Source organism: Cobetia sp. 3AK (genome assembly GCF_029846335.1).
GTDB classification, from domain to species: Bacteria; Pseudomonadota; Gammaproteobacteria; order Pseudomonadales; family Halomonadaceae; genus Cobetia; species Cobetia marina.
In genome coordinates this window covers 145,706-166,133 of record NZ_JARWKR010000004.1, presented here as the reverse complement: position 1 = coordinate 166,133, position 20,428 = coordinate 145,706, and the positions used below count along the sequence as shown (strand labels likewise).

The following is a 20,428-nucleotide window of genomic DNA, read 5'->3' as shown; positions in this document are numbered from 1 at the left end:
ACAGACGTGACGACAGGCGTCAGAACAAGACGCATCATTCCACCAGGGACAGGGGACAGGCAGCGTGATTCGACTCAAGGATGTGGCGGCACGGGCAGGCGTTTCCGTCACCACCGTCTCACATGTGGTGAATGCCACTCGGCCCGTCGCCAGGGACACCGAAGCGCGGGTGCGCGAGGCCATCGCGGCACTCGGCTATCGGCCGGACAGCGTGGCACGTGCGCTGAAATCCAATCGCAGCCGCACGCTGGGGATGATCGTCACCAGCGCGCACAACCCGTTCTTCGCCGAGGTGATCCGTGGAGTCGAGGACCGCTGCTATCAGGCAGGCTACAGCCTGATCCTGTGCAACAGCGATGATATCGATGCCAAGCAGCTCAGCTATCTCGAGACACTGCGCGATCGCCGCATCGATGGGCTGGTGGTGATGACCGCCGAGAACGGCGAGGGCTTTCTGCAGGCTCTCAGCGCCCTGCCGCTGCCGACGGTGATGATGGACGCCGAACCCCAGCCGGGCTGGGACATGACGGTGGTCAACGATGACTCGCGCCTGGGGGGCAGGCTTGCCATCGAGCATTTGATATCCCGCGGACTCGAGCGCATCGCGCTGTTGACCGGCCCACGCGACCACGCCCGCTCGCGGGAGCGCCTGTGCGGAGCACTCGGGGCGCTTAAGGCCGCCGGCCTGGGCGTACCGGAGGACTGGCAGGTTGCCACCGACCTGATGCTGGAAGATGGCCATCGCGCCGCTCACCTGCTGCTGGCGGACCCCGGGGATCGTCCGGACGCCATCTTCGCCTTCAATGACCTGCTGGCGCTGGGCTGTCTGCGCGCCGCGCAGGATCTCGGCCTCGAGGTCCCACGCGAGCTGTCGATCATCGGCTACGACGACATCGAGATCAGCGCCTACCTCAACCCGGCACTCACCACCATCCGCCAGCCGATCTATGACCTCGGCACCACGGCAGTGGAACAGCTCATCGCCCGCTTGGAGGGTTCCCCCTTCCCGGGACAGACCCAGCTGGCCCCCACGCTGGTCGTGCGCGAGAGCGTCTCGAGGGTAGACCGGGCCTCATCAGGCTCGCGCTGATAACAGCTCGGCATCAAAGATATCCATTATCAACATTTCTCTTATAGGTGATGGCGACATACCGTAGGCCACCTTGATCGACGCCAGATCAGCGCGTCAGATCCGCACATCAGCACAATGCGCAAGAGGAGCCTTTCGGTGAGCCATCAAGACGAGACGACCACGGAGACCCCCGAGTCCTCCCCCATCAGTCGCGGCCTGCTGTTGCTGATGACGATTGCCGTGGCCGCCACGGCAGCCAACCTGTATTACAACCAGCCGCTGCTGGCCGACATGGCAGCCTCACTCGGCGTCAGTCAGGGCACCATCGGCATGATTCCCTCGGCCACGCAGTTCGGTTATGCCGTGGCGATCCTGCTGATCTCGCCGCTGGGCGACACCATGGACAGACGCCTGTTGATCCGCAATCTGTCCATCACCCTGGCCGTGGCCTCGCTGGGCGTCTTTCTTGCCCCGAGTCTCTGGCCATTGCTGGTGGCGAGTTTCGTGGTCGGTCTGGGCGCCAACATCACCCAGCAGCTGATCCCGCTTGCCGCGTCACTCTCCACTCCGCAGAGGCGCGGCAAGGTGATCGGCACGCTGATGACGGGGCTGACCATCGGCATCCTGCTCTCGCGCACCCTGAGCGGCAGCATCGCCGAGTACTGGGGCTGGCGCAGCGTCTTTCTGGTCGCCGCCATCCTCGCCATCGTCATCGGTGTGTCACTGTATCGTCAGCTGCCGAGTCGTGCCCCTGCGGTGCAGATGGCCTATCCCAGGCTCATCGCCTCGATGTTCACGCTGCTGAAACGCCATGCGCTGCTGCGCGAATCCGCGCTCACCGGCGCACTGTGGTTCGCGGCCTTCAACGCCATGTGGGCGACACTGGCACTTCATGTCACCGACACGCCCTTTGATTACAGCGTTCAGCAAGCCGGACTGTTCGGCATCATCGGACTGGCGGGGATCATCGGAGCCAAGGCGTCGGGACGTCTGGTCAATCGTGTCGGCGCAGGCCCCTTGATCAGCCTCGCGCTCACGATGGTGGTGGCCGCCTTCGCGGTACTCGGCCTCTGGGGAGACAGCCTGACGGGGCTGATCATCGGCATCATCCTGCTGGATCTCGGGGTCTTCGCCGCCCAGATTCCCAATCAGGTACGCGTCTTCTCCATCGACCCCGAGGCACAGAGCCGCATGAATGCCGTCTACATGCTGTGCTATTACACCGGTGCCGGCCTGGGCTCGGCCGTCGGGGTCAAGATGATGAGCCTCTTCGGCTGGCAGGGCATGGCAGTGTTCGGGCTGACGCTCGGGGCGCTGGCGCTCGTGCATCACCTGCTCAGACAGCGCCGGCCAGCGGCGCCCTCCCACAAGGCCTGAACGTCCCTCTCAAGGGGACCGTGGGCCCCGACGACAGCGAATGCCGCCATCACTCACGGACTGCGGCAAATGACGCCATGATTCAGGTAGTCGATTCAGGTACACTCTGCGCGCCATTTCGGTGCGTGGCCTGACTGCGACGACCTGCAGTCCGCCGACCAGCGAGATGGTACGCGATTCACGGCCTGTACTCAGGGCAAGAACCCGTCAAACTCTCGAGATCCACATGAAGCTCATCGTCAAACTTGTCCTCGGCATCATCGCCGGTCTTCTGATCGGTCTGATGGCCCCGGATATCGTGGTCCGCGCGGCGCTGACCGCCAAGGTCATCATCGGCCAGCTGATCAACTTCACCATCCCGCTGATCATCCTGTTCTACGTGATGAGTGGCATCGCCTCTCTGCCGAAGAATTCAGGCGCCATGCTCGGACGCACCGTCGGCATGGCCTATGGCTCCACCATTCTCGCTGGCATCTTCGCCTTCCTGGTCGCCAGCAATCTGCTGCCGGGCATGCTGTCCGGCATGGCGCCCGTGGCCGAAGGCCGCGACGCACTGGCCCCCTTCCTCGATCTCGAGATTCCGGCCGCGTTGCCGGTGATGACGGCGCTGGTACTGGCCTTCGTCTTCGGTGTCGTCATCAGTCGTCGGGAGCTTCCGACCCTGAAAAGCGCAGTATTTGAATCACGTGAAGTGGTCGACGTGTTCCTCAACAGCGTCATCATCCCGCTGCTGCCGCTGTTCATCGCCGGTACCTTTGCCGAGATGGCCTATGAGGGCAAGGCGCTGTCGACTCTGGATACCTTCTGGAAGGTGCTGGTGCTGGCCATCGTGATGCACTGGATCTGGTTGAGCACGGCCTATCTGATCACCGGGCTCGTCCAGCGTCGCTCGCCGCTGGGACTCCTGCGCAACATGCTGCCCGCCTATCTGACGGCGCTGGGCACCATGTCCTCCGCCGCGACCATCCCGGTCAGCCTGCGTCAGACCAAGGCCAACGGGGTCAGCGATGAAGTGGCGGATTTCAGCGTGCCGCTGTGTGCCACCATCCATCTGTCAGGCTCCACCATCACCATCGTGACCTGCGCTACCGCCGTGATGATGATGAGCCATGACCTAGCCATCGCCAGTCTCGGCGAAGTCGTCCCCTTCCTGATCATGCTGGGCCTGACCATGATCGCCGCGCCCGGTGCGCCGGGCGGCGCCGTGATGGCCGCACTGGGCGTGCTCGGCAGCATGCTCGGCTTCGGCGAGGCGGAACTTGGCCTGATGATCGCGCTGTATCTGGCACAGGACAGCTTCGGCACCGCCACCAATGTCACCGGCGACGGCGTGATCGCGCTGTGGGTCGACCACTTCGCCCGCCGCGATGGCGTGGTCGCGGACAGCGATGCCCAAGCGCTTGATGAGCAGGCCGCGCGTTCACGCTCCTGAAGCAGGCCACCCGAGCGTCACGGACTGATCTCCAGGGCGTTCGGGACAACCGCTGCACACGAAAAAGCCCCGTCACTCGAGAAGTGGCGGGGCTTTTTCGTGTGCAAGGCTTCCACATGCTCAAGGTGAGGCATGACGCCGCGCCGCGCCTGACACCATGCCCGCGAACGGCTACCATGAGCGCCCACGCGTGAGCGCTGTCATGGCGGTGAGTTACCGCCTCTCTGTTACCGTTGCCGGAGTGCCAGATGTCCCTGCTTGACTCTTTCCCCCTCACCTCGCGTGCCCAACGCCTGCCCCTGCGACGCACACTGGCGGCCTGGTGCCTCGCCGGTGGCAGCTTGATGCTGGCGCAAAAGGCCAGTGCCCTGGAGATCGGCATGCCTGCCGACGCCGGTGTCAGCGCCAGCCCTGCCGTCGTGCTGGAAGCCGAAGGTGCCCTCGAGGACTCATTGCGCGAGCCGCTGACCCTGACGCAATTCGCCAGTGCGGATGAGGTGATGAAGGGGCTGCGTGATGGCACGCTGGACGCCGCCTATCTTACGCCCTGGAATCTCAAGGCACTGGCCGAGAGCGGCGTGCCGCTGCGGGTACTGGATGGCGCGGACCTGGATGATGTCAGCCTGGTCGCACGCGATGAGCTGATCCGCTATACCAAGCTGTTCGAGCCGCAGGAAATGCTGATTCGCTTCCTGAATGACACCACGCGTGCAGTGCGGGTGGTGATCAGCGACAGTGATGCGCGCTCGCATCTGGCGCTCAAGCAGTGGATCGAGGTCAAGGTCGGTTCCAGCATGCAGCTGGTGAGCCCGCGCTCGCTGGAAGCGCTGGAAGGTGATGAGTACGCCGGCGATGCGCCCAAGGCGCTGATCAACAGTCGCAAGATGCATGCCGCCTTCCTGGGTGGCGATGACGCCTCCCGCCTGGTGGCCCTGCACCCGCTCTCCAAGGACTGGCTGCCGCGCGCCAACATGCTGGATCTCCCGCGCATGCTGCTGGTCAGCCGCGCCGACATCGCCGATGACGCTCTCGATGCCGAGCTTCAACAGCTGGGCCAGGCCCACGCCGCGGCACAACGCACCCTGCATCAGGAAGACCCGACGAAGGCGGCCTTCATGCTCAAGCAGGAGTGGCCGGCCCAGGCCGGTGAAGCGCCAAGCCTGCCCCAGGTGGTACATGCGCTGAATGGCAATGCGCTTGCCGTCAGTGACATGCGTCAGGCGCTCAATGACTGGCTGGGCGAGCAGCAGGCCAACGTCACCTGGCCCGAACTCCAGCCGTGAGTGACGGTCGTGAGAGACAGTCGTGAGCCGTCCTGATCCCAGGCCGTCTTGCCCCTCAGGCCGCCTCGGACCGTCAGACGCCAGGCGCGTCAGCCAGACACGAAAAAACCCGCCAATTGGCGGGTTTTTTCATTCATCAGCGACGATCAGGCGTCCAGCGCTTCCGCGATCTGGGACTGAGCCTTGGGACCGATACCCTTGACCTCAGCGATCACGCCGTCAGCGTGGGCCTTGCGGACCTTGGCGACGTCATCGTAGCCGGCTTCGGTCAGCGCGCGGATAGCTGCAGCGTTCAGACCCAGGTCTTCCAGGGAAGCCGCGTCTGCGGTGTCCTCGGACTCCGCCTGCTCTTCAGCGGCTGCCATCGGCATCATGCGGGACTGGGCGATGGCCTGTTCACGGGCCAGACGCGCCTTGTACTGCACCAGCTTCTGGTTGAACTCGTGTTCGACCTGCTTGCGGTGCTTGTCAGAGGCTGCTGCCTTCTCGCTCAGACGCTCGTTGCGAGCACGCAGGTCCTCGACTTCCTTCTTTGCCTTGTCACGGGCATTGCGGAGCTTGTCGGCTTCCTTGCTGGCTTCACGCAGCTGACGCTCCAGCTCCTTGATGCGGGCGTTCTGGTCCTGCTTGGTGTCCTGCTCCTGAAACAGGGATGCAAGCTGATCGTCAAGAGTAGCGTCGGTCATACTGCTATGTTGCCTCGAATAATTGATAAAGAGCTAAAGTCTGGGCGCACATTCTACCGCAGTTCTTCAGTTTGTGCTGCATTTGAGCGCAACCGAGCGGGATGAATGTGATGTCGGTGTCCTGCCTGGCGCAATTTTACCCCATCCTCACCATAGCGCCAGCACTGGTTGTCTCTGGCGCCGGGTGAGCCTATCGGCCAGTCGTCGTGGCGGTCTTCACGCATGCCTCGACGACTGGCCAGGCAATTCCTGCCCCCTTCTCACGTTCACATTCACATTCATGTTCACATTCACGCAAGAGGGGGCGATCAAGGGCGCCTCAGTGCTTGCGCCATTCTTCCAGCTTGTCCGCCAACTGCTGGCGACGCGCATCAGGTGCCGCGAGAGAGGCACTCTGGTGACCTTCCCCGAAGCGATTCTCCAGGTAGTCCATCAGGTTGATCAGCTCGCCGTCGGTCAGGTTGTCATCAAAGGCCGGCATGAAGACGCTGTGACCATTGTTCTCGCGCTGCACGCCATTGAGAATCGCCTGCGCCAGGTTGTCCGGATAGACACTGCCGGTCACGCTGTTGTGGAACAGCGACGGGTAGTAACCATCCTGGGTGCCGGCGCCATCCGCCCCGTGACACATGGCACAGTGGCCCAGATACAGGCGCACACCCGGGGTGGCATCCGTCAGCTGGCCGATCAGCGCTTCGTCATCCGGGCGCTTGTCGAGTGGCTGACCGCGCAGCAACAGGACATCGTCAGCCGGTGCCCCCTGATTGAACCGCGTGGCGACCTGAGGCTCGCTGGCCTGCTCGGCTTCCGCCTGGCGATCGCCATCATTGATCGCCTCGCCCTGCTCACCCTTGCCATTCACGGCCGGGATGGACTTCAGATAGACGGCAATGGCACGCAGATCATCTTCGCTCATGTGACGCATGGAGTGCGTGACGACATCCGCCATCGGGCCGCCGGCCTGCGCCTTGCCCTTGAGATTGCCGGTGGCGAGGTAGGTCTGGATATCCTGCTCACTCCAGCTGCCCAGACCATCCTGCATGTCCGGCGTCAGGTTGAAGGCGCGCCAGCCTTCGATCATCGCACCACCGAGATAGCCGTCCTCATCGCCTGTCAGCGCCTTCTCCTGGAAGGCGATGCCACGCTCGGTGTGGCAGCTGCCACAGTGTCCCGGCCCCTGGACGAGATAGGCGCCACGGTTCCAGTCGGCGCTCTTCTCGGGGTCATCCTGCCAGGGCTCCAGCGGCGAGAAGATCTCTTCCCACAGCGCCATCGGCCAACGCATGTTGAGCGGGAACGGAATCTCGCTCTCACGGTTCGGCGTAGCGCTCGGCGTCACGTCATGCATGTTCCAGGCATAGAGTGACTTGATGTCGTCATCGGTCAGACGTGCATAGGACGGGAACGGCATCGCCGGATAGAGATTGTGGCCATCGGCCGCCTCGCCTTCGCGCAGTACACGGGTGTACTCCTCGAGGGTGTAGTTGCCGATACCGTGTTCGGTGTCCGGGGTGATGTTGGTGGCGAAGATCTTGCCGACCGGCGTCTCGAAACCGAGACCGCCGGCGTACTCTTCACCATCTTGCGTACTATGACAGGCAGCGCAATCACTGGCGCGTGCCATGTACAGGCCCTTCTCGATCAACGCCGGATCATTGGTGGCGGCCTTGTCGGCCTCCACCTGCCTGGCGTGCTCATCTTCACCACTGCCACAGGCGCTGAGCAACAGCGCACTGGAACCGGCAATGGCAGCAAGACGAATTGCACGGGCCAGACGCGCGGGACGGGCCGTGAGGCGGGCACCTCGGGCATTCTCATCAATGGCATCACGAATGCCAGCAGTACGGGCGTGCGGGACCATGCTTATATTTCCTGTTCGAGCAGATCGGCAATACGAAGAGACAAGGCGGCAATCGTCAGAGTGCAGTTGACCGAGCCGACTGTCGGCATGCTGCCGGAGCTGGCGACGAACAGATTGTCGTGGCCATGCACTCGGCAATCGCGGTCCACCACGGATTGCGTCGGGTCATCTCCCATCAGGGTCGTACCGCAGATATGCTGGTTGTTGGAGAACTCATCACGGAACGCGATGTCCGTGCCTCCCATCAGCTTGGCGATGCGTGCATATTGCTCCCGCGTATGCACGGCGCTGCGCTTGACGTAATCATCGATAGCATAACGGAATTCCGGGCGCGGCAGACCAAGTGCGTCACGTTTTTTTGACGGCGTGATGCGATTGGCTGGCTCGGGCAGCAGCTCATGGAAGCTGTCGAACTGCACATAACGACTGGCACGATTGTCGATCTGCGCCTGCAGGTCCGCGCCCAGCCTCAGGGGTGTCTCCGCCAGCACCTCGGTGGTCATCTGCTGAGTCCGGGCGATGTTGGAAAGGTGCAGCTTCTTGGAGGCGAATTCACGGCGAAAATCCCCGTCACGCCAGGTGATGATGGACGTCATCTCCTGGGGGCCACGGCCGGCCCACAGTGCCTCATCGGCCAGAAAGCTCACACCGGTACCCGGGTGATCCATCAGATGCCGGCCGACCATGTCGTTCTGATTGCCCACACCGTCGGGGGTATGTGCATTCACCGACATCTGCATCAGCTTGGGCGTCTCGATGCCATTGGCCGCCAGCACCACCTTGGGTGCGCTCAGTCGATGCTGCTTGCCTTGCGGGTCGAGATAGCGCACCTCGCGGATCTTGCCGCTGGCATCGCTTTCCAGATGATGGACGATGGCATTGTCGATCAGTCGGGCACCGGCGCGCTCCGCCTTCTCGACGTGAATGATGCCGGAGTACATCGCCCCGATCGGGCAGATCGGCATGCAGTTGTTGTTGCCGCAGCAGGTCGGGCGGTCATCGTAGGGGCGGCTGTTGCGCGCCACCGGCTCGGTGACCATGTCAAAACCGTGGGGGTTGATGCGCTCGCTGACCCGCCGTTCGTTCCACGACAGCGGCAGAGGCGCCATCGGATACTCGGCGCTGCGCGGGCTGCCGAGATCGACATCATTCGGCCCCCAGACACCCAGCGCCACCTCGGCCCGGAAGTAGTAGTCTTCCAGGTCCTCATAGGCGATCGGCCAGTCGAGACCTACTCCATATTCGCTCTTGAGACGGAAATCGCTGGGCAGGAAGCGCCAGGCCGAGGCCGCCCAATGCCAGGTGGTACCGCCGACGGCACGGATATACTGCGCGTCATAGGGCTGCTCACCCTTCTGGACGAGATAGTCGGCATTGTCGCCATGCAGCATGGGATGCGGTGCCGCCTTGCTGGCGGGATACGGCCCCATGAAGTCCATCTTGTCGGCCTGATTGCGAAAGCGCTCCACGATCTGCCAGCGCTCCAGTCGCGGGCCGGCTTCCAGCATGATGACCGCCTTGCCGGCTTCGGCCAGACGATGCGCGATCAGGGCACCGGCAACGCCGGAGCCCACCACGATCACGTCAGCGTCATACGTACGAGCTTCCTCAGCCATGCGGGGTTCTCCTCAAGGTGCTTTGCGTCACCGCAGCGGGACTGCGATGTCGTCAGGGCATTCGTTGCCGCCCGCTCTCATGGCGATGCTGGCAGATGAACGAGTGGATTCAGGCAGGACGCTCGGCCCAGAAACCGGGACGATTCGGGCAATAGGTCCGCACGACCTGGACATCGCGGGGGCCTGCATACATGCCGGCATGTTCAAAGGCGATCACCTCGGCCTGCGGGTCGGTGGCAGATTGCCCCACCGTCCCCAGCATCCAGGCCTGCAGCACGCGTCGCACCAGCGCCATCTCGGCTTCGCTCACGTCATCCTCGCGCAGATATTCACGCTGCTCCCCCAGGACCAGGAGACGATCTCTCAGGTCCACCAGCGTGCCAAGGCCCGGCACGCCATCGACGGGCGTGCGCGCCAGTGCCTCGAAGAACCGCTGCCCGAGGCGCTCATTGAGGACTCTGTCACTCAAGAGCCATGCCGAGAGGGACATGAAGGCGGCAAAGGCGCCATCCTCATCCGTCTCCCGGGCACTGCTGGTGACCGTTTGCGCCAGCGCCGACAATGGCAGGCTGGTCAGTGTCGCGGCACCGACCCCGAGCAGACCACGCTTGAGCAGGCGACGCCGGGAAGCATCGACGCGTGCGGTGTCATGAGTCGAATCAGGCAAGGCATCGGTCTCAGGCGAAGTCGTCATGGGGCTCTCCGGGCAATCATGGGAACAGATACGCACACTCGAGCACGCTGGCAGGCCAGCAGCAGGTCAAGCGGGAAACATTAACATTGGGTGAATGGTAACAATTGGCACCCCCTCATAGACGAAAGACTAATGAATCATGCGTTCGCACTTGCGCAACCCTGCCATCGCGCTCGATGCAACCCGAGCGAACGCGGCAGGCCCCACCCCTCGCCCCGGGAGCGTGGCTTACGTCTTTCGCGGCGGCTGACGTTTTCAGTCATCTCGCGGCACAGTAGGATGTGGGCTTGATCCCTTCGTCATTCCAAGGATGGCCATCATGCTTCGCACCCTGCGTACCCCTCTCGCGTTGATTCTCACCACCACTCTGCTGGCAGGGTGCGAGAGCGCGTCCCGTATCGCCGACAGCATTTCCCTTCCGGACTTCGGCAGCACCACTGCCTCCGAGGACGGCGATCAGCGCGTCAAGCGGACAGTGGCCTTCCCGGAGGCGGAGTACGCCAAGCTCGACAAGACGGGAACCTCGGTCATCAAGGGCCGCATGTCCTATGACTGGCAGGGTCAGACGATCCATGCCAACCGGGCAGGCATCTCGATCGCGCCGGTCACCACCTACTCCGCGGAAGCCGCGGAACTGGCACTGGCCGGCAAGACGGCAGAGCGCGCCGACCCGCGTGCCCAGGCCTATACCCATATCGTGCGCACCGACAGCAATGGCTACTTCAATGCCACCGGCCTGCCCGCCGGCACCTTCTATGTCGCCGGCGTCATCAAACTGCCCGATGGCACCCGCAGCCCGCTCATCCTGAGCCAGGTGCAGGTCGGGCGTGGTCAGACACGCAATATCGAACTGAGCCGCTGAGCGTGCTGAGCCCAGACTCCCGCGAGCCCCGGGCCTGCCACCCTGAGGGATGATCGACGAATGACCACGACACCATGACGGCACTCTCGTTACGTTCCTACACGCCACGCGCCGATGTGCATGATCACCAGTATCCGCAGCTGGTGCTGCCGATCCGGGGCCATCTCGACATCCAGGTCGGCGGCTACACCGGTACCGTGGTCACCGGCGAATGCGTGATCATCCGCTCGGGCGAGACCCATCAGTTCCAGGCCCATGACGCGGCACGCTTCATCGTCGCGGACCTGGATTACCTGCCCGACAATCTCGCCGCCACTCGGCGCGTGGTGTTCTCCATCAGCACCCTGCTGATGAACTATCTGCTGTTTCTCGAAGCCCAGCTGCAGGGCAAGGTCGATGCGCGGATCGACCGTCTGGCCATCGAGCTGTTTCTGGGCCTGCTGGAGCGGCAGACCTGCGACAAGCGTGTCGATCGGCGTCTGCTCAGAGTGCTGGATGTCATGAACGAGCAGCTGGATCAGCCGCATGACGTAGCATCATTGGCGGCCCTGGCGCATCTGAGTCCTACCCAGTTCCACAAGATCTTTCGTGACAACCTGGGCGTCAGCGTCAAACAGTACCTGACAGCCCGGCGCATGGAGCGCGCCCGTGCGCAGTTGATCCATTCCGACCTCAGTGTCCAGCAGGTCGCCGAGGCAGTGGGCTATCAGAACCTGTCGGCCTTCACGCGGCGCTTCTCTCACCATTTCGGCATGACGCCGCGCGAGATGACTCGCCAGTACTCCAGCCTGACCATCTCCAGCTGAGCGTCTTCCCCTGACCTTCTTCAGCACCTCTCCCGCCCTTGTCACGGCGTTTCAGACGCCTGCTGGCTCACTTGGCTGTCTCCAGCAGAACGAAGCGTAGTTTCAGCACAATATCGATTCGCAATGAAGCGTAATCTCGTGGTCACCGAATCACCTTTCATTGCGAGCCATCAACCATGCAACACCGCATCGCGAACGCTTCGCTCTCCCCGCTGCTCCAACGTCAGACCGGCAACCTGTGCGTACTGCTGGCTGCCTGCCTGTGGGGAACCACCGGCACGGCCGCCCACTTCAATCAGGGTGTGAGCCCGCTGGCCACTGGCGCCTTCGCCATGGGGGTGGGCGGCGTACTCCAGGCCATCCTGTCACGCCGCCATCTTCGCGCCGAGGCACACAAGCTGCTCGCACAGAAACACCTGGTGGCCTGGGGCGCTCTGTTCATCATCTGCTATCCCCTGGCCTTCTACTCGGCCATGGAATACACCGGTGTCGCGATGGGCACCGTCATCACCATCGCCACGGCCCCCTTGGCGGCCGCCGCACTGGAATATCTGCTGGACCGCAAGAAGGTCACTGCCAGCTGGTATGTCGCACTGACGCTGGGAATGATCGGCGTCGCGCTGATGGCCATCGGCGAGACCGCGTTGCCTGAAGCCACGCCACTGCTGGAAGCGCATGGCGAGGCGGCGATGCTCATGGATGAGCGCAAGCTCATCGGCATCGCCCTGGGGATCGTGGCCGGCGCAAGCTACGCCACCTATTCGCTGCTCGCCAGACGCATGATGTTGCAAGGCACCCACGGGCGTGCGGCGATGGGCTGCCTGTTCGGCACCGCAGGTGTGCTGCTGCTGCTCGGCCTTGGTGCCGCCAGCCTCATCCACGACCCGCGCCTGTTCGCCACGCCGGTGAATGCCAGTGTCGCCATCTACATGGCGCTGATTCCCATGCTGCTGGCCAGTCTGGTCTTCGGGCGTGGGCTGGCCAGCGTGCCCATCAGTCGCGTCACCATGCTGACCATGTTCGAGCCGCTGGTGGCAGGCGTTCTGGCGGTCGTGGTGGTCGGCGAGCAGTTCACCATGATGGGGGCGGTTGGCATGCTGTTGATCATGACCTGCCTGATGCTGCAGCTTCGCTCCCGCGCCCCCAGGACACCGACGGCCAGTCCGCAGCCAGCGCCCACCGCATGGGCAAGGTCCTCCCACGCATCACGACGCCCTGACCTTGAGGCAGAGCGGGCGTCTGATCTGGAGACTGACCTGGCGACGGGGCTCTGGACTGGCAGCGATAGCGGGCAGGAGTCCGTCTGCGAAAGCGTCGCAATGCTCGACTACCCCACAGAGAGCCAGCACGGCTGGTCCCATGCGGCAGTGGAGTCCGGCGACAGGACACCACGTTGAACGGATCTCACTGAACTGACCTCACTGAACTGGCCTCACTGAGCCGGTTGCACTGAGCTGACGACGGGGCGCAGACCGCAGTGACTCGCCGCGTTGTCGTGATCATGACAGAAAGTGGTTTCAGCACACTCTGCGTGCTCGCGGCATGCATGGCGAGCCGACGAGAAAGAGCGCACCTCTCACGCCAAAGGAATGCCTGGATGACAACGATCTCTCCTCTGACCACCCAACCCTCGAAGTCGGGAGCGCTGGGCAGCCTGGCGGTGCTGTTTGCGGCACTGCTGTGGGGCACCACCGGCACGGCGGCCCACTTCAATCAGGACGTCAGCCCACTGGCCACCGGCGCCTTCGCCATGGGGATCGGTGGGGTGTTGCAGGCATGGGTAGCACGCCCGAACATCACTGATTGCCTGGGGCTTGTGTTGGCGCAGAAGCGCTGGGTATTGCTCGGCGCCGTATGTGTCGTCATCTACCCGCTGGCCTTCTACTCCTCGATGCACCTGGCCGGCGTTGCCATCGGCACGGTGATCACCATCGCCACGGCACCCCTGGCGGCCGCGATACTGGAGCGCCTGTTCGGCCACCATCGACTCACGCCAAGCTGGTATCTCAGCCTCGCGCTGGGCATCGTCGGGGTGGTGATGATGGCATTGGGCGAAACGGGCCATCAGGGCATGACGACACCCCTCGCCACGGGGCAGAGTGCTGACGGTCGCCTTGCCTTCACTGATGAACTGGCGCGCCTGGCAGGTATCGCGCTGGGCATCATCGCCGGGGTGACCTACGCCGCCTACTCGCTGATCGCACGGCACATGATGGAAGGTGGTATCCACGCTCGCGCGGCCATGGGCAGCCTGTTCGGCGTCGCCGGCATCGCGTTGATCGCAGGCCTGGGCCTCAGCATGCTGGTGGCAGACCCGCGCCTGTTCGCCACTGCCGGCAACGCAGGCGTGGCACTCTACATGGCACTGGTACCGATGTTCCTCGGCTATCTCGCCTTCGGCTATGGCCTCAAGACCATCACCGCCAGCAAGGCCACCCTGCTCACGCTGTTCGAGCCGCTGGTCGCTGCCCTGCTCGCCGTCACCATCGTCGGCGAGCATATCGCCCCGCTCGGCTGGCTCGGCATGGTACTGATTGCCGTCTGCCTGGTGATTCAAGTGAGGCCGAAAACGATCTGAAGAATGCCTGGAGCCTGAACAACAGAAAGCCCCAGCCTGATCCTCAGGCTGGGGCTTTCTGTGTTACTGGGCATGTACTCACGGGATTACGCCGTCTCGATCACTCGCCGTGAAGAGCGCGACGTCAATGCGAGGTAAGCTCGACGGCATCAACTTGCGGCGTTATGCGACGTACGCCCTTGGCATCCTGCGCGTAGGCACGATGACGCACATCCCAGAGCTCCACAGCATGCTGGATGTTGAGCCAGAACTCCGGCGTATTGCCTAGCGCAGCCGCCAGCTTGATGGCCATCGGGGCCGTCAAGGTCCCCTTGTCATGAACGATACGGCTCAGGGTATTTCTGTGCACTCCCATCGCCTCGGCCAGTGTGCGGATGTCGATCTCCATCGGCTCCAGAAACTCTGCCGTCAACATCTCGCCTACCGTCAGTGGGCGCCGCTGGGTGTTTCTCATCGCTGCTACCTCCTCTAGCCCTTGTCAGCATGCGGGTCTAGATATGTTTGATGGGCAATCCCTGCCTCCCATCGAAAGATGAGTCGATACTGCTTGTTGACGCGAATCGAGCAATAACCTGCGAGATTGCCCTGCAGATGCTCGAAACGATTGCCTGGCGGAATCCTCAAATCAGACTCCTGGCTTGCGGCATCGAGAATCTGCAACTTGCGATAAAGCGAATTTGAGAGCGCCGCAGGTATCTTGCGGTGACCAACATCTTGCTCGTAGAAGCTCTCGAGCCACACATCCCTGAATTCCACCGCCATGGCAGCACCTTTTCCCCTCATTCTATGCACAACCCCGTTGTGCATCAAGTGACTCTCCCCTGACGTTTCTCTCCCCCATGAAAAACGCCCAACGAGTCCAGAACTCGTTGGGCGTTTCGTATTCCTCTGCCCTTCACATCAGGCGATCAGTCACTCATGCCGCCGTCTTGTCGGCCAGTTCGACCTTGGCAAGCTTGATCAGCCCGCCGTAGACGACGAAGGCGACCACGACACCCACGACGGGCGGCATGAACGGTGAGCTCCAGGCGCACAGGCAGGCGATGGCGTAGGCGGCGAGGCCCGGCCAGTGGTAATCGACCTTGGGCATCTCGGCGAGACGCGGATACTGCCCTTTATGGCCGAGCCAAAAGTTGGCCATGATCACGCCGCCGATCGGCGGAATGAAGGTGCCGAGCAGAATCAGGAACGGGATCAGCCACTCATACATGCCGAGTACCGCCAGCACCGTGCCGATGGCCGCGCCGCCCAGGGTGACACGCTGACGATGCGGTGTGCGCAGCAGGTTGCAGCCGGCGATGGCGAAGTTGTAGATGGTGTTGTCCTGGGTGGTCCAGATATTGAGAAACAGCATCAACACCGCGAGGCTGACCAGCCCCTGGGCAATCATCACATCGACGATATCGGCCTGCTGATAGATCATCGCGCCGAGCGCACCGGTGAGTACCATCAGGCCATTACCGACGAAGAAGGCCGCCAGGGTGGCGATCACGGCGATCTTCGGCGAGCGTGCAAAGCGACTCCAGTTGGTCGCCTGGGTGCCGCCACTGATGAAGGTACCGATCACCGCCGTGATGGCGGCTGTCCAGCTCATGGAATCCGTGGGCGTCAGTGCCGCGAGTCCCGCCATGCCACCGACATCGACCATGCCGGTATAGAGACTGAACAGGATGAACAGCAGCATGGCCGGCACGGCAACCCGCGAGAGCATGTCCAAGCCGCGATAGCCGATCATCGCCGTCAGGCAGAAGGCGAAACCGAAGATGACCATCAGCGGCGTGGTCAGCCATTCCGGCAAGCCGAGTGTCTTGACCAGCACGATGGCGATGGTCGCGGTGCCCCAGGCGTACCAGCCGATCTGGGTGAAGCCGAGCACGAAGTCCGACAGACGGCTGCCCCTCTCGCCAAAGCACAGTCGCCCCATCAACACCGAGTTGAGGCCGCTCTTGCAGGCGATGTAGGCCAGCGCCGCCGCATAGCTCCCCAGCAGCAGATTGCCGATCACGATGATCCACATCAGCTCATTGAGTTCGAAGGCCGAGCCCAGTGACCCACCGGCCCACATGGTGGCGGTGAAGAAGGTGAAGCCGAGCAGCACCATTGAAGTGGAGAGCAGCCCACGTCGTGCCGAAGCGGGGACTTCGCTCAAGGGATAGTCATTGCCTGCGGCCGAAGCCAGCGGTGAGGTCTGTGAAGTTGATGAGCGGTCATCTGCCATGCGGGGTATCCCTCGGACTCGTGCATCGCGCCGAGTCTCTTCGTGTGAGGCCGTGTCAGCCGGAGTAAGGTGCCATGCTCTCTCGCCACTTGGCAGGTCGCTCTCATGGAACGCTGCGCTCGACGGGCAGCGCGTCGGTCGATGAGAGCCTGCCAACCGCTGGCGAAGTGCGGATGAGCGGGACTGGCGGTCGCCACCCTACCACCACGCAAGAAACGCGCCAGTCCTTGAGATGCCCGCGTACCTGTCCGCGGACTGCCCGGCACCATAACTTGTCCTTGGCGTCAGGATCCCGCGCTGGAGGGGGTGTGAGGCAGCCATTGGCGCAGCAATGCCCTCTCTGACGTATCGCTTGCGTCACTTGGCCGGTGATGGCGCAAGATCCCCGTAAGATGCCCTCAATATGGCAGTGATCCACAAAAACGCCACGCGGCGCACTCTTTCAGTGCAGCGCGTGGCGTTGATCGCATCGTCCTTCCCTCACGTCATAACCTGACGCCGAGTGCAGGATGCAAATTTTTTTCAGACATTCCCGGTCAGAGGGGCCTCAAGCGCTTGCCAGCACTCCTTCACTGGCATTGACCTCTTCGCTGTCCATCAGACGCAATCTGACAGGCACCGATTTCGAGGCCGGCGTATTGCTGCGCGCATCACGGTGATCCAGCGGAATCAGGTCATTGGTTTCCGGGTAATACGCTGCCAGACAGCCGCTCGGGATATCGTAGGCCTTGAGCTTGAAACCGGCCATGCTGCGCTCGACACCATCCTCACTCACGGTTTCCATACGCACGCGCTGGCCCTCGGACAGGCCGAGCGTTTCCAGATCCTGCGGGCTGATCATCACCACCATGCGCGTCCCGTAGACGTCCCGATAGCGGTCATCATTGGAATAGACGGTGGTGTTGAACTGATCATGGCCCCGCATGGTGCTGAGCAGGAAGGTACTGTCCATGTCCAGCGTCTCGTGGGTGACCTTGTCGAGGCCCTGCTCATCGGTGCCAAGTCCCTCGGGGAACAGGAAGTTGGCGCGCCCGGAGTCGGTGTGCCAGATGCGCTCACGCGGGGCGATGCGGATGTGGAAGCCACCCTGCGCCAGGCGGGCATTGTAATCCGGGAAGATCTGCGGGAAGACCTGTTCGATACGGTCGCGAATGCGCGCGTAATCCGCCTGCAACCAGTCCCAGTCAAGCGTGGGATGCGCCGGCAGTGTGGCCTTGGCCAGCTGACAGGTGATGGCGATCTCGGAATGCAGGCTGGCATCCGCCGGCGCCATCACGCCGCGTGAGGGCGAGACATTGCACATGCCGTCCTCGACACTGGTGGTCTGCTCCGCGCCCTTGCCATCGGCGCCGGCCTGCAGATCCCGCTCGCTATGACCCAGCGTCGGCAATACCCAGCCGTGCTTGCCGGGGTGCAGATGGCTGCGATTGAGCTTGGTGGCGATATGCACCGTCATGTCCAGCTCGTGCACCTTCTCCACGATGCGCTTCTGGTCCGGAATCGCGCGGAAGAAGTTGCCGCCCATGCCGATGAAGGCCCGCGTCTCACCGCGCAGAATCGCCTCGCAGCATTCGGCGACATCATGGCCGTTGTCCCGTGGGCACTGGATGTCGAAGACGCGATCGAAGGCATCCAGCATCGCGCCGTTGGGGAGGTTCTCGATACCGACGGTGCGATCCCCCTGCACGTTGGAGTGGCCGCGCACCGGGCAAGGCCCGGCGCCCGGCTTGCCGATATTGCCGCGCAACAACAGCAGATTGACGATCTGCTGGATGGTATCGCCGCCGCGCGCATGCTGAGTGATGCCCATGCCCCAGCAACAGATCACGCGCTCGGCCTCAAGATAGGTCTGCGCCGCCTGCTCCAGTGACTCCCGCGACAGGCCGGACATCTCGACCAGATCCTGCCAGTCGAGCTTGCGGCAGTGATCGGCGAAGGCCTCGAAGCCGTGGGTGTGCTGGGCGATGAAGTCATGATCCAGCAGCCCCACCGCATGAGGATTGCGCTCACGCAGCGCATCGTCGGCCTCGATCACGTACTTGCACATCGCCTGCACGGCAGCGAGGTCACCGCCGATGCGCAGTTGATGGTACTGGGTGCTGATCTCGACGCCCTTGCCGCTCAGCATGTCCCTGGGCGATTGCGGGTCGGCAAAGCTCACCAGCGCCCGCTCGCGCAGAGGATTGAAGCTCACCACCTCGGCACCACGGCCACGCGCCTCGTGGAGATCGCCCAGCATGCGAGGACTGTTGGTGCCGCTGTTCTGACCGAAGATGAAGATGGCATCGGCCTGCTTGAAGTCCTCGAGATTCACCGTCGCCTTGCCGATGCCGATGGACTCCGGCAGTGCCCGGGAGGTGGTCTCGTGACACATGTTCGAGCAGTCGGGGAAGTTGTTGGTGCCGTACATGCGCCCGAACAGCGAGAACAGGAAGGCCGCCTCGTTGGAGGTGCGCCCCGAGGTATAGAACTCGACCTGGTTCGGGTCCTCATACTGTTTGAGACGCTCACCGATCTCGGCGTAGGCCGCCTCCCAGCTGGTGACCTCGTAGCGATCCTCAGCCGCGTTGTAACGCAGCGGGTGCGTCAGGCGCCCTTCCTTCTCCAGATGATGATCCGTCCACTCGCGAAGCTGGCTCACGGTGTTCTGAGCGAAGAGTTCATCGCTGACGCGTTCACGCGTCGCCTCCCACGCCAGCGCCTTGGCACCGTTCTCGCAGAAATTGGCCCCCTTGGGCTTGTCACCATTCGGCCAGGCGCAGCTCGGACAGATGAAGCCATCCGGCTGGTTCATCTTCATCAGGCTGACATGCCCGGCGATCGGCAGGCGCTCCTGCCAGAGGAACGTCTCCACTGCCTTGAGCGATGGCCAGCCGCCGCCCGGCGGACGATCAAGCTGGCTGCCGGAAAGCTCGCGGGAAAGGTCAGGCGCATGGGACCCCTTGTGGCCGAAGGTGCTGGAAGAAGCGGGCCGGGACGTGGGCGCGTCGTGTGACATGTCAGAACTCCTGCGCGGTGCGTGCTCGATCAAGAAAGAGAAAGTAGCAGGCGAGATATGAGCGATACCTCATCTCTTGCTCTCGCGCGGGGGATTTTCAAGGGCAGCCGGCGTTGCGCCCTTGAAGTTCTTTCGATCCGCCACCAGAGTTGTACATACCTGACACAATGAGCTCGAGAAAATGCGCTGACACGGCGAGACCCTGACAGACGTGAGCCGTCTTCTGGAATGCTGGAACTCCAAAAGCTTGAAGGGAGAAGCTGAGAGTCCGGCAAGAAGAGAGACAGGCCACGCGTCTCGCCCAGCCACTCGACAAGCTGACGCTGATGAGGAGCCCGAACATGACCATCTTTGAAGCCCTGCGCGAGACCCACGACGAACAACGCCGCCTGCTGGACATGCTGCTCAAGACCGAAGGTGACAGCGAATCGCGCGATGACCTGTTCAAGCGCCTCAAGGAATCGCTCACCAACCATGCGGGAGCTGAGGAGCGCGCGCTCTACATCCCGATGATGGAACACGACATGACGCAGGAAAAGGCGCGTCACAGCGTGGCCGAGCACCATGAAATCGATGAGCTGGTCGAGAAACTCGAGACGACGGACTACAGCTCGCCGGGCTGGCTGGCCGCCGCCAAGCAGCTTGAGCATCTGGTGACTCACCACTTGGACGAGGAAGAGCAGGAAGTCTTCCAGCTGGCCGGTCGCGTCTTCGACGACGCCACCAAGCAGCGACTCGCCGATGAGTACCTGAAGGACATGAAGGCGCGCGAAGCGGCCTGATACGTCGCCTGATGCCTGACGCCTGACGCTCGACAATAGCCAGGCAGGACATGACACGGGCTGGCCACATGACGTGGCCAGCCCGTTGTCGTTGATGGCGGTCGAGAAGTTGGCGAAAGAGGCTGACGCCCGGCCGCACGACATTACCGGCGGCGGCTGCCTT

17 protein-coding genes are annotated in these 20,428 nt (G+C 62.9%); 9 read left to right on the top strand and 8 right to left on the bottom strand.

The features are described from left to right. The first annotated feature begins 64 nt into the window (after positions 1 to 64). The 4 genes from QD228_RS07315 (at position 65) to QD228_RS07300 (ending at position 5,164) form a co-directional block, all read left to right on the top strand. Complete coding sequence (locus tag QD228_RS07315) at positions 65 to 1,090, top strand: LacI family DNA-binding transcriptional regulator (RefSeq protein ID WP_279874953.1); 1,026 nt, start codon at positions 65 to 67, stop codon at positions 1,088 to 1,090. A gap of 138 nt (positions 1,091 to 1,228) precedes the next feature. After that, on the top strand, positions 1,229 to 2,449 hold the full coding sequence (locus tag QD228_RS07310; RefSeq protein WP_279874951.1) for an MFS transporter: 1,221 nt from the start codon (positions 1,229 to 1,231) through the stop codon (positions 2,447 to 2,449). 226 nt (positions 2,450 to 2,675) lie between these two features. Beyond that, entirely contained in the window at positions 2,676 to 3,881 is a 1,206-nt protein-coding gene (locus tag QD228_RS07305; RefSeq protein ID WP_136937751.1) for a dicarboxylate/amino acid:cation symporter, read from the top strand. Positions 3,882 to 4,129: 248 nt separating this feature from the next. Further along, positions 4,130 to 5,164 (top strand): hypothetical protein, encoded by a 1,035-nt coding sequence (locus tag QD228_RS07300; RefSeq protein WP_279874950.1) that lies wholly within the window; start codon positions 4,130 to 4,132, stop codon positions 5,162 to 5,164. Positions 5,165 to 5,310: 146 nt separating this feature from the next. Here the strand turns inward: QD228_RS07300 and QD228_RS07295 are convergent, their stop codons facing one another. The 4 genes from QD228_RS07295 to QD228_RS07280 all read right to left on the bottom strand — a co-directional run bounded on the left by QD228_RS07295 (position 5,311) and on the right by QD228_RS07280 (position 10,021). Next, the gene (locus tag QD228_RS07295; protein ID WP_077376142.1) at positions 5,311 to 5,850 is read right to left on the bottom strand and encodes a hypothetical protein; all 540 of its coding nucleotides are present in this window, start codon (positions 5,848 to 5,850) and stop codon (positions 5,311 to 5,313) included. Positions 5,851 to 6,169: 319 nt separating this feature from the next. Next, positions 6,170 to 7,711 (bottom strand): cytochrome c, encoded by a 1,542-nt coding sequence (locus QD228_RS07290; RefSeq protein ID WP_218015077.1) that lies wholly within the window; start codon positions 7,709 to 7,711, stop codon positions 6,170 to 6,172. A gap of 2 nt (positions 7,712 to 7,713) precedes the next feature. After that, positions 7,714 to 9,327 carry a GMC family oxidoreductase gene (locus QD228_RS07285; protein ID WP_077376139.1) on the bottom strand — a complete coding sequence of 538 codons (1,614 nt, stop codon included), beginning with the start codon at positions 9,325 to 9,327 and terminating at the stop codon, positions 7,714 to 7,716. Between the two features lie 109 nt (positions 9,328 to 9,436). After that, the gene (locus QD228_RS07280) at positions 9,437 to 10,021 is read right to left on the bottom strand and encodes a sugar dehydrogenase complex small subunit (protein ID WP_279874946.1); all 585 of its coding nucleotides are present in this window, start codon (positions 10,019 to 10,021) and stop codon (positions 9,437 to 9,439) included. 319 nt (positions 10,022 to 10,340) lie between these two features. Between QD228_RS07280 and QD228_RS07275 the strand changes: the two genes are divergently transcribed. The 4 genes from QD228_RS07275 to QD228_RS07260 all read left to right on the top strand — a co-directional run bounded on the left by QD228_RS07275 (position 10,341) and on the right by QD228_RS07260 (position 14,267). Continuing rightward, positions 10,341 to 10,883 carry a carboxypeptidase regulatory-like domain-containing protein gene (locus QD228_RS07275; RefSeq protein ID WP_271302535.1) on the top strand — a complete coding sequence of 181 codons (543 nt, stop codon included), beginning with the start codon at positions 10,341 to 10,343 and terminating at the stop codon, positions 10,881 to 10,883. A 74-nt stretch (positions 10,884 to 10,957) separates the two neighbouring features. Beyond that, positions 10,958 to 11,689, top strand: a complete 732-nt coding sequence (locus tag QD228_RS07270; protein WP_077376130.1) for an AraC family transcriptional regulator — start codon at positions 10,958 to 10,960, stop codon at positions 11,687 to 11,689. 176 nt (positions 11,690 to 11,865) lie between these two features. Beyond that, positions 11,866 to 13,086 carry a DMT family transporter gene (locus QD228_RS07265; protein ID WP_279874945.1) on the top strand — a complete coding sequence of 407 codons (1,221 nt, stop codon included), beginning with the start codon at positions 11,866 to 11,868 and terminating at the stop codon, positions 13,084 to 13,086. Positions 13,087 to 13,286: 200 nt separating this feature from the next. Further along, a complete protein-coding gene (locus QD228_RS07260; protein WP_279874944.1) occupies positions 13,287 to 14,267 on the top strand; it encodes an EamA family transporter in 981 nt (326 codons plus the stop codon). A 124-nt stretch (positions 14,268 to 14,391) separates the two neighbouring features. On the opposite strand, the gene QD228_RS07255 is transcribed toward QD228_RS07260, so the two are convergent. From QD228_RS07255 to QD228_RS07240, 4 genes are all read right to left on the bottom strand, one after another. Then, positions 14,392 to 14,721, bottom strand: coding sequence for a HigA family addiction module antitoxin (locus QD228_RS07255; RefSeq protein WP_279874943.1), 330 nt, complete (start codon positions 14,719 to 14,721; stop codon positions 14,392 to 14,394). A 14-nt stretch (positions 14,722 to 14,735) separates the two neighbouring features. Then, positions 14,736 to 15,029, bottom strand: a complete 294-nt coding sequence (locus QD228_RS07250) for a type II toxin-antitoxin system RelE/ParE family toxin (RefSeq protein ID WP_176493964.1) — start codon at positions 15,027 to 15,029, stop codon at positions 14,736 to 14,738. 154 nt (positions 15,030 to 15,183) lie between these two features. After that, positions 15,184 to 16,485 carry a cytosine permease gene (codB, locus tag QD228_RS07245; RefSeq protein ID WP_279874941.1) on the bottom strand — a complete coding sequence of 434 codons (1,302 nt, stop codon included), beginning with the start codon at positions 16,483 to 16,485 and terminating at the stop codon, positions 15,184 to 15,186. A gap of 547 nt (positions 16,486 to 17,032) precedes the next feature. Next, positions 17,033 to 19,483 (bottom strand): FdhF/YdeP family oxidoreductase, encoded by a 2,451-nt coding sequence (locus QD228_RS07240; RefSeq protein ID WP_279874940.1) that lies wholly within the window; start codon positions 19,481 to 19,483, stop codon positions 17,033 to 17,035. Positions 19,484 to 19,824: 341 nt separating this feature from the next. Here QD228_RS07240 and QD228_RS07235 point away from each other — a divergent pair, with 341 nt between their 5' ends. After that, positions 19,825 to 20,265: a hemerythrin domain-containing protein gene (locus QD228_RS07235; protein ID WP_279874938.1), complete on the top strand. Its 441-nt coding sequence runs from the start codon at positions 19,825 to 19,827 to the stop codon at positions 20,263 to 20,265. Positions 20,266 to 20,428 lie beyond the last annotated feature (163 nt).

Bases quoted from the DNA above. Each gene is read 5' to 3' on its own strand.
- QD228_RS07265 (WP_279874945.1), top strand. From the start codon at position 11,866: ATGCAACACCGCATCGCGAACGCTTCGCTCTCCCCGCTGCTCCAACGT.
- codB (WP_279874941.1), bottom strand. From the start codon at position 16,485: ATGGCAGATGACCGCTCATCAACTTCACAGACCTCACCGCTGGCTTCG.
- QD228_RS07295 (WP_077376142.1), bottom strand. From the start codon at position 5,850: ATGACCGACGCTACTCTTGACGATCAGCTTGCATCCCTGTTTCAGGAG.
- QD228_RS07305 (WP_136937751.1), top strand. From the start codon at position 2,676: ATGAAGCTCATCGTCAAACTTGTCCTCGGCATCATCGCCGGTCTTCTG.
- QD228_RS07280 (WP_279874946.1), bottom strand. From the start codon at position 10,021: ATGACGACTTCGCCTGAGACCGATGCCTTGCCTGATTCGACTCATGAC.
- QD228_RS07290 (WP_218015077.1), bottom strand. From the start codon at position 7,711: ATGGTCCCGCACGCCCGTACTGCTGGCATTCGTGATGCCATTGATGAG.
- QD228_RS07300 (WP_279874950.1), top strand. From the start codon at position 4,130: ATGTCCCTGCTTGACTCTTTCCCCCTCACCTCGCGTGCCCAACGCCTG.
- QD228_RS07240 (WP_279874940.1), bottom strand. From the start codon at position 19,483: ATGTCACACGACGCGCCCACGTCCCGGCCCGCTTCTTCCAGCACCTTC.
- QD228_RS07235 (WP_279874938.1), top strand. From the start codon at position 19,825: ATGACCATCTTTGAAGCCCTGCGCGAGACCCACGACGAACAACGCCGC.
- QD228_RS07250 (WP_176493964.1), bottom strand. From the start codon at position 15,029: ATGGCGGTGGAATTCAGGGATGTGTGGCTCGAGAGCTTCTACGAGCAA.
- QD228_RS07270 (WP_077376130.1), top strand. From the start codon at position 10,958: ATGACGGCACTCTCGTTACGTTCCTACACGCCACGCGCCGATGTGCAT.
- QD228_RS07285 (WP_077376139.1), bottom strand. From the start codon at position 9,327: ATGGCTGAGGAAGCTCGTACGTATGACGCTGACGTGATCGTGGTGGGC.
- QD228_RS07260 (WP_279874944.1), top strand. From the start codon at position 13,287: ATGACAACGATCTCTCCTCTGACCACCCAACCCTCGAAGTCGGGAGCG.
- QD228_RS07255 (WP_279874943.1), bottom strand. From the start codon at position 14,721: ATGAGAAACACCCAGCGGCGCCCACTGACGGTAGGCGAGATGTTGACG.
- QD228_RS07275 (WP_271302535.1), top strand. From the start codon at position 10,341: ATGCTTCGCACCCTGCGTACCCCTCTCGCGTTGATTCTCACCACCACT.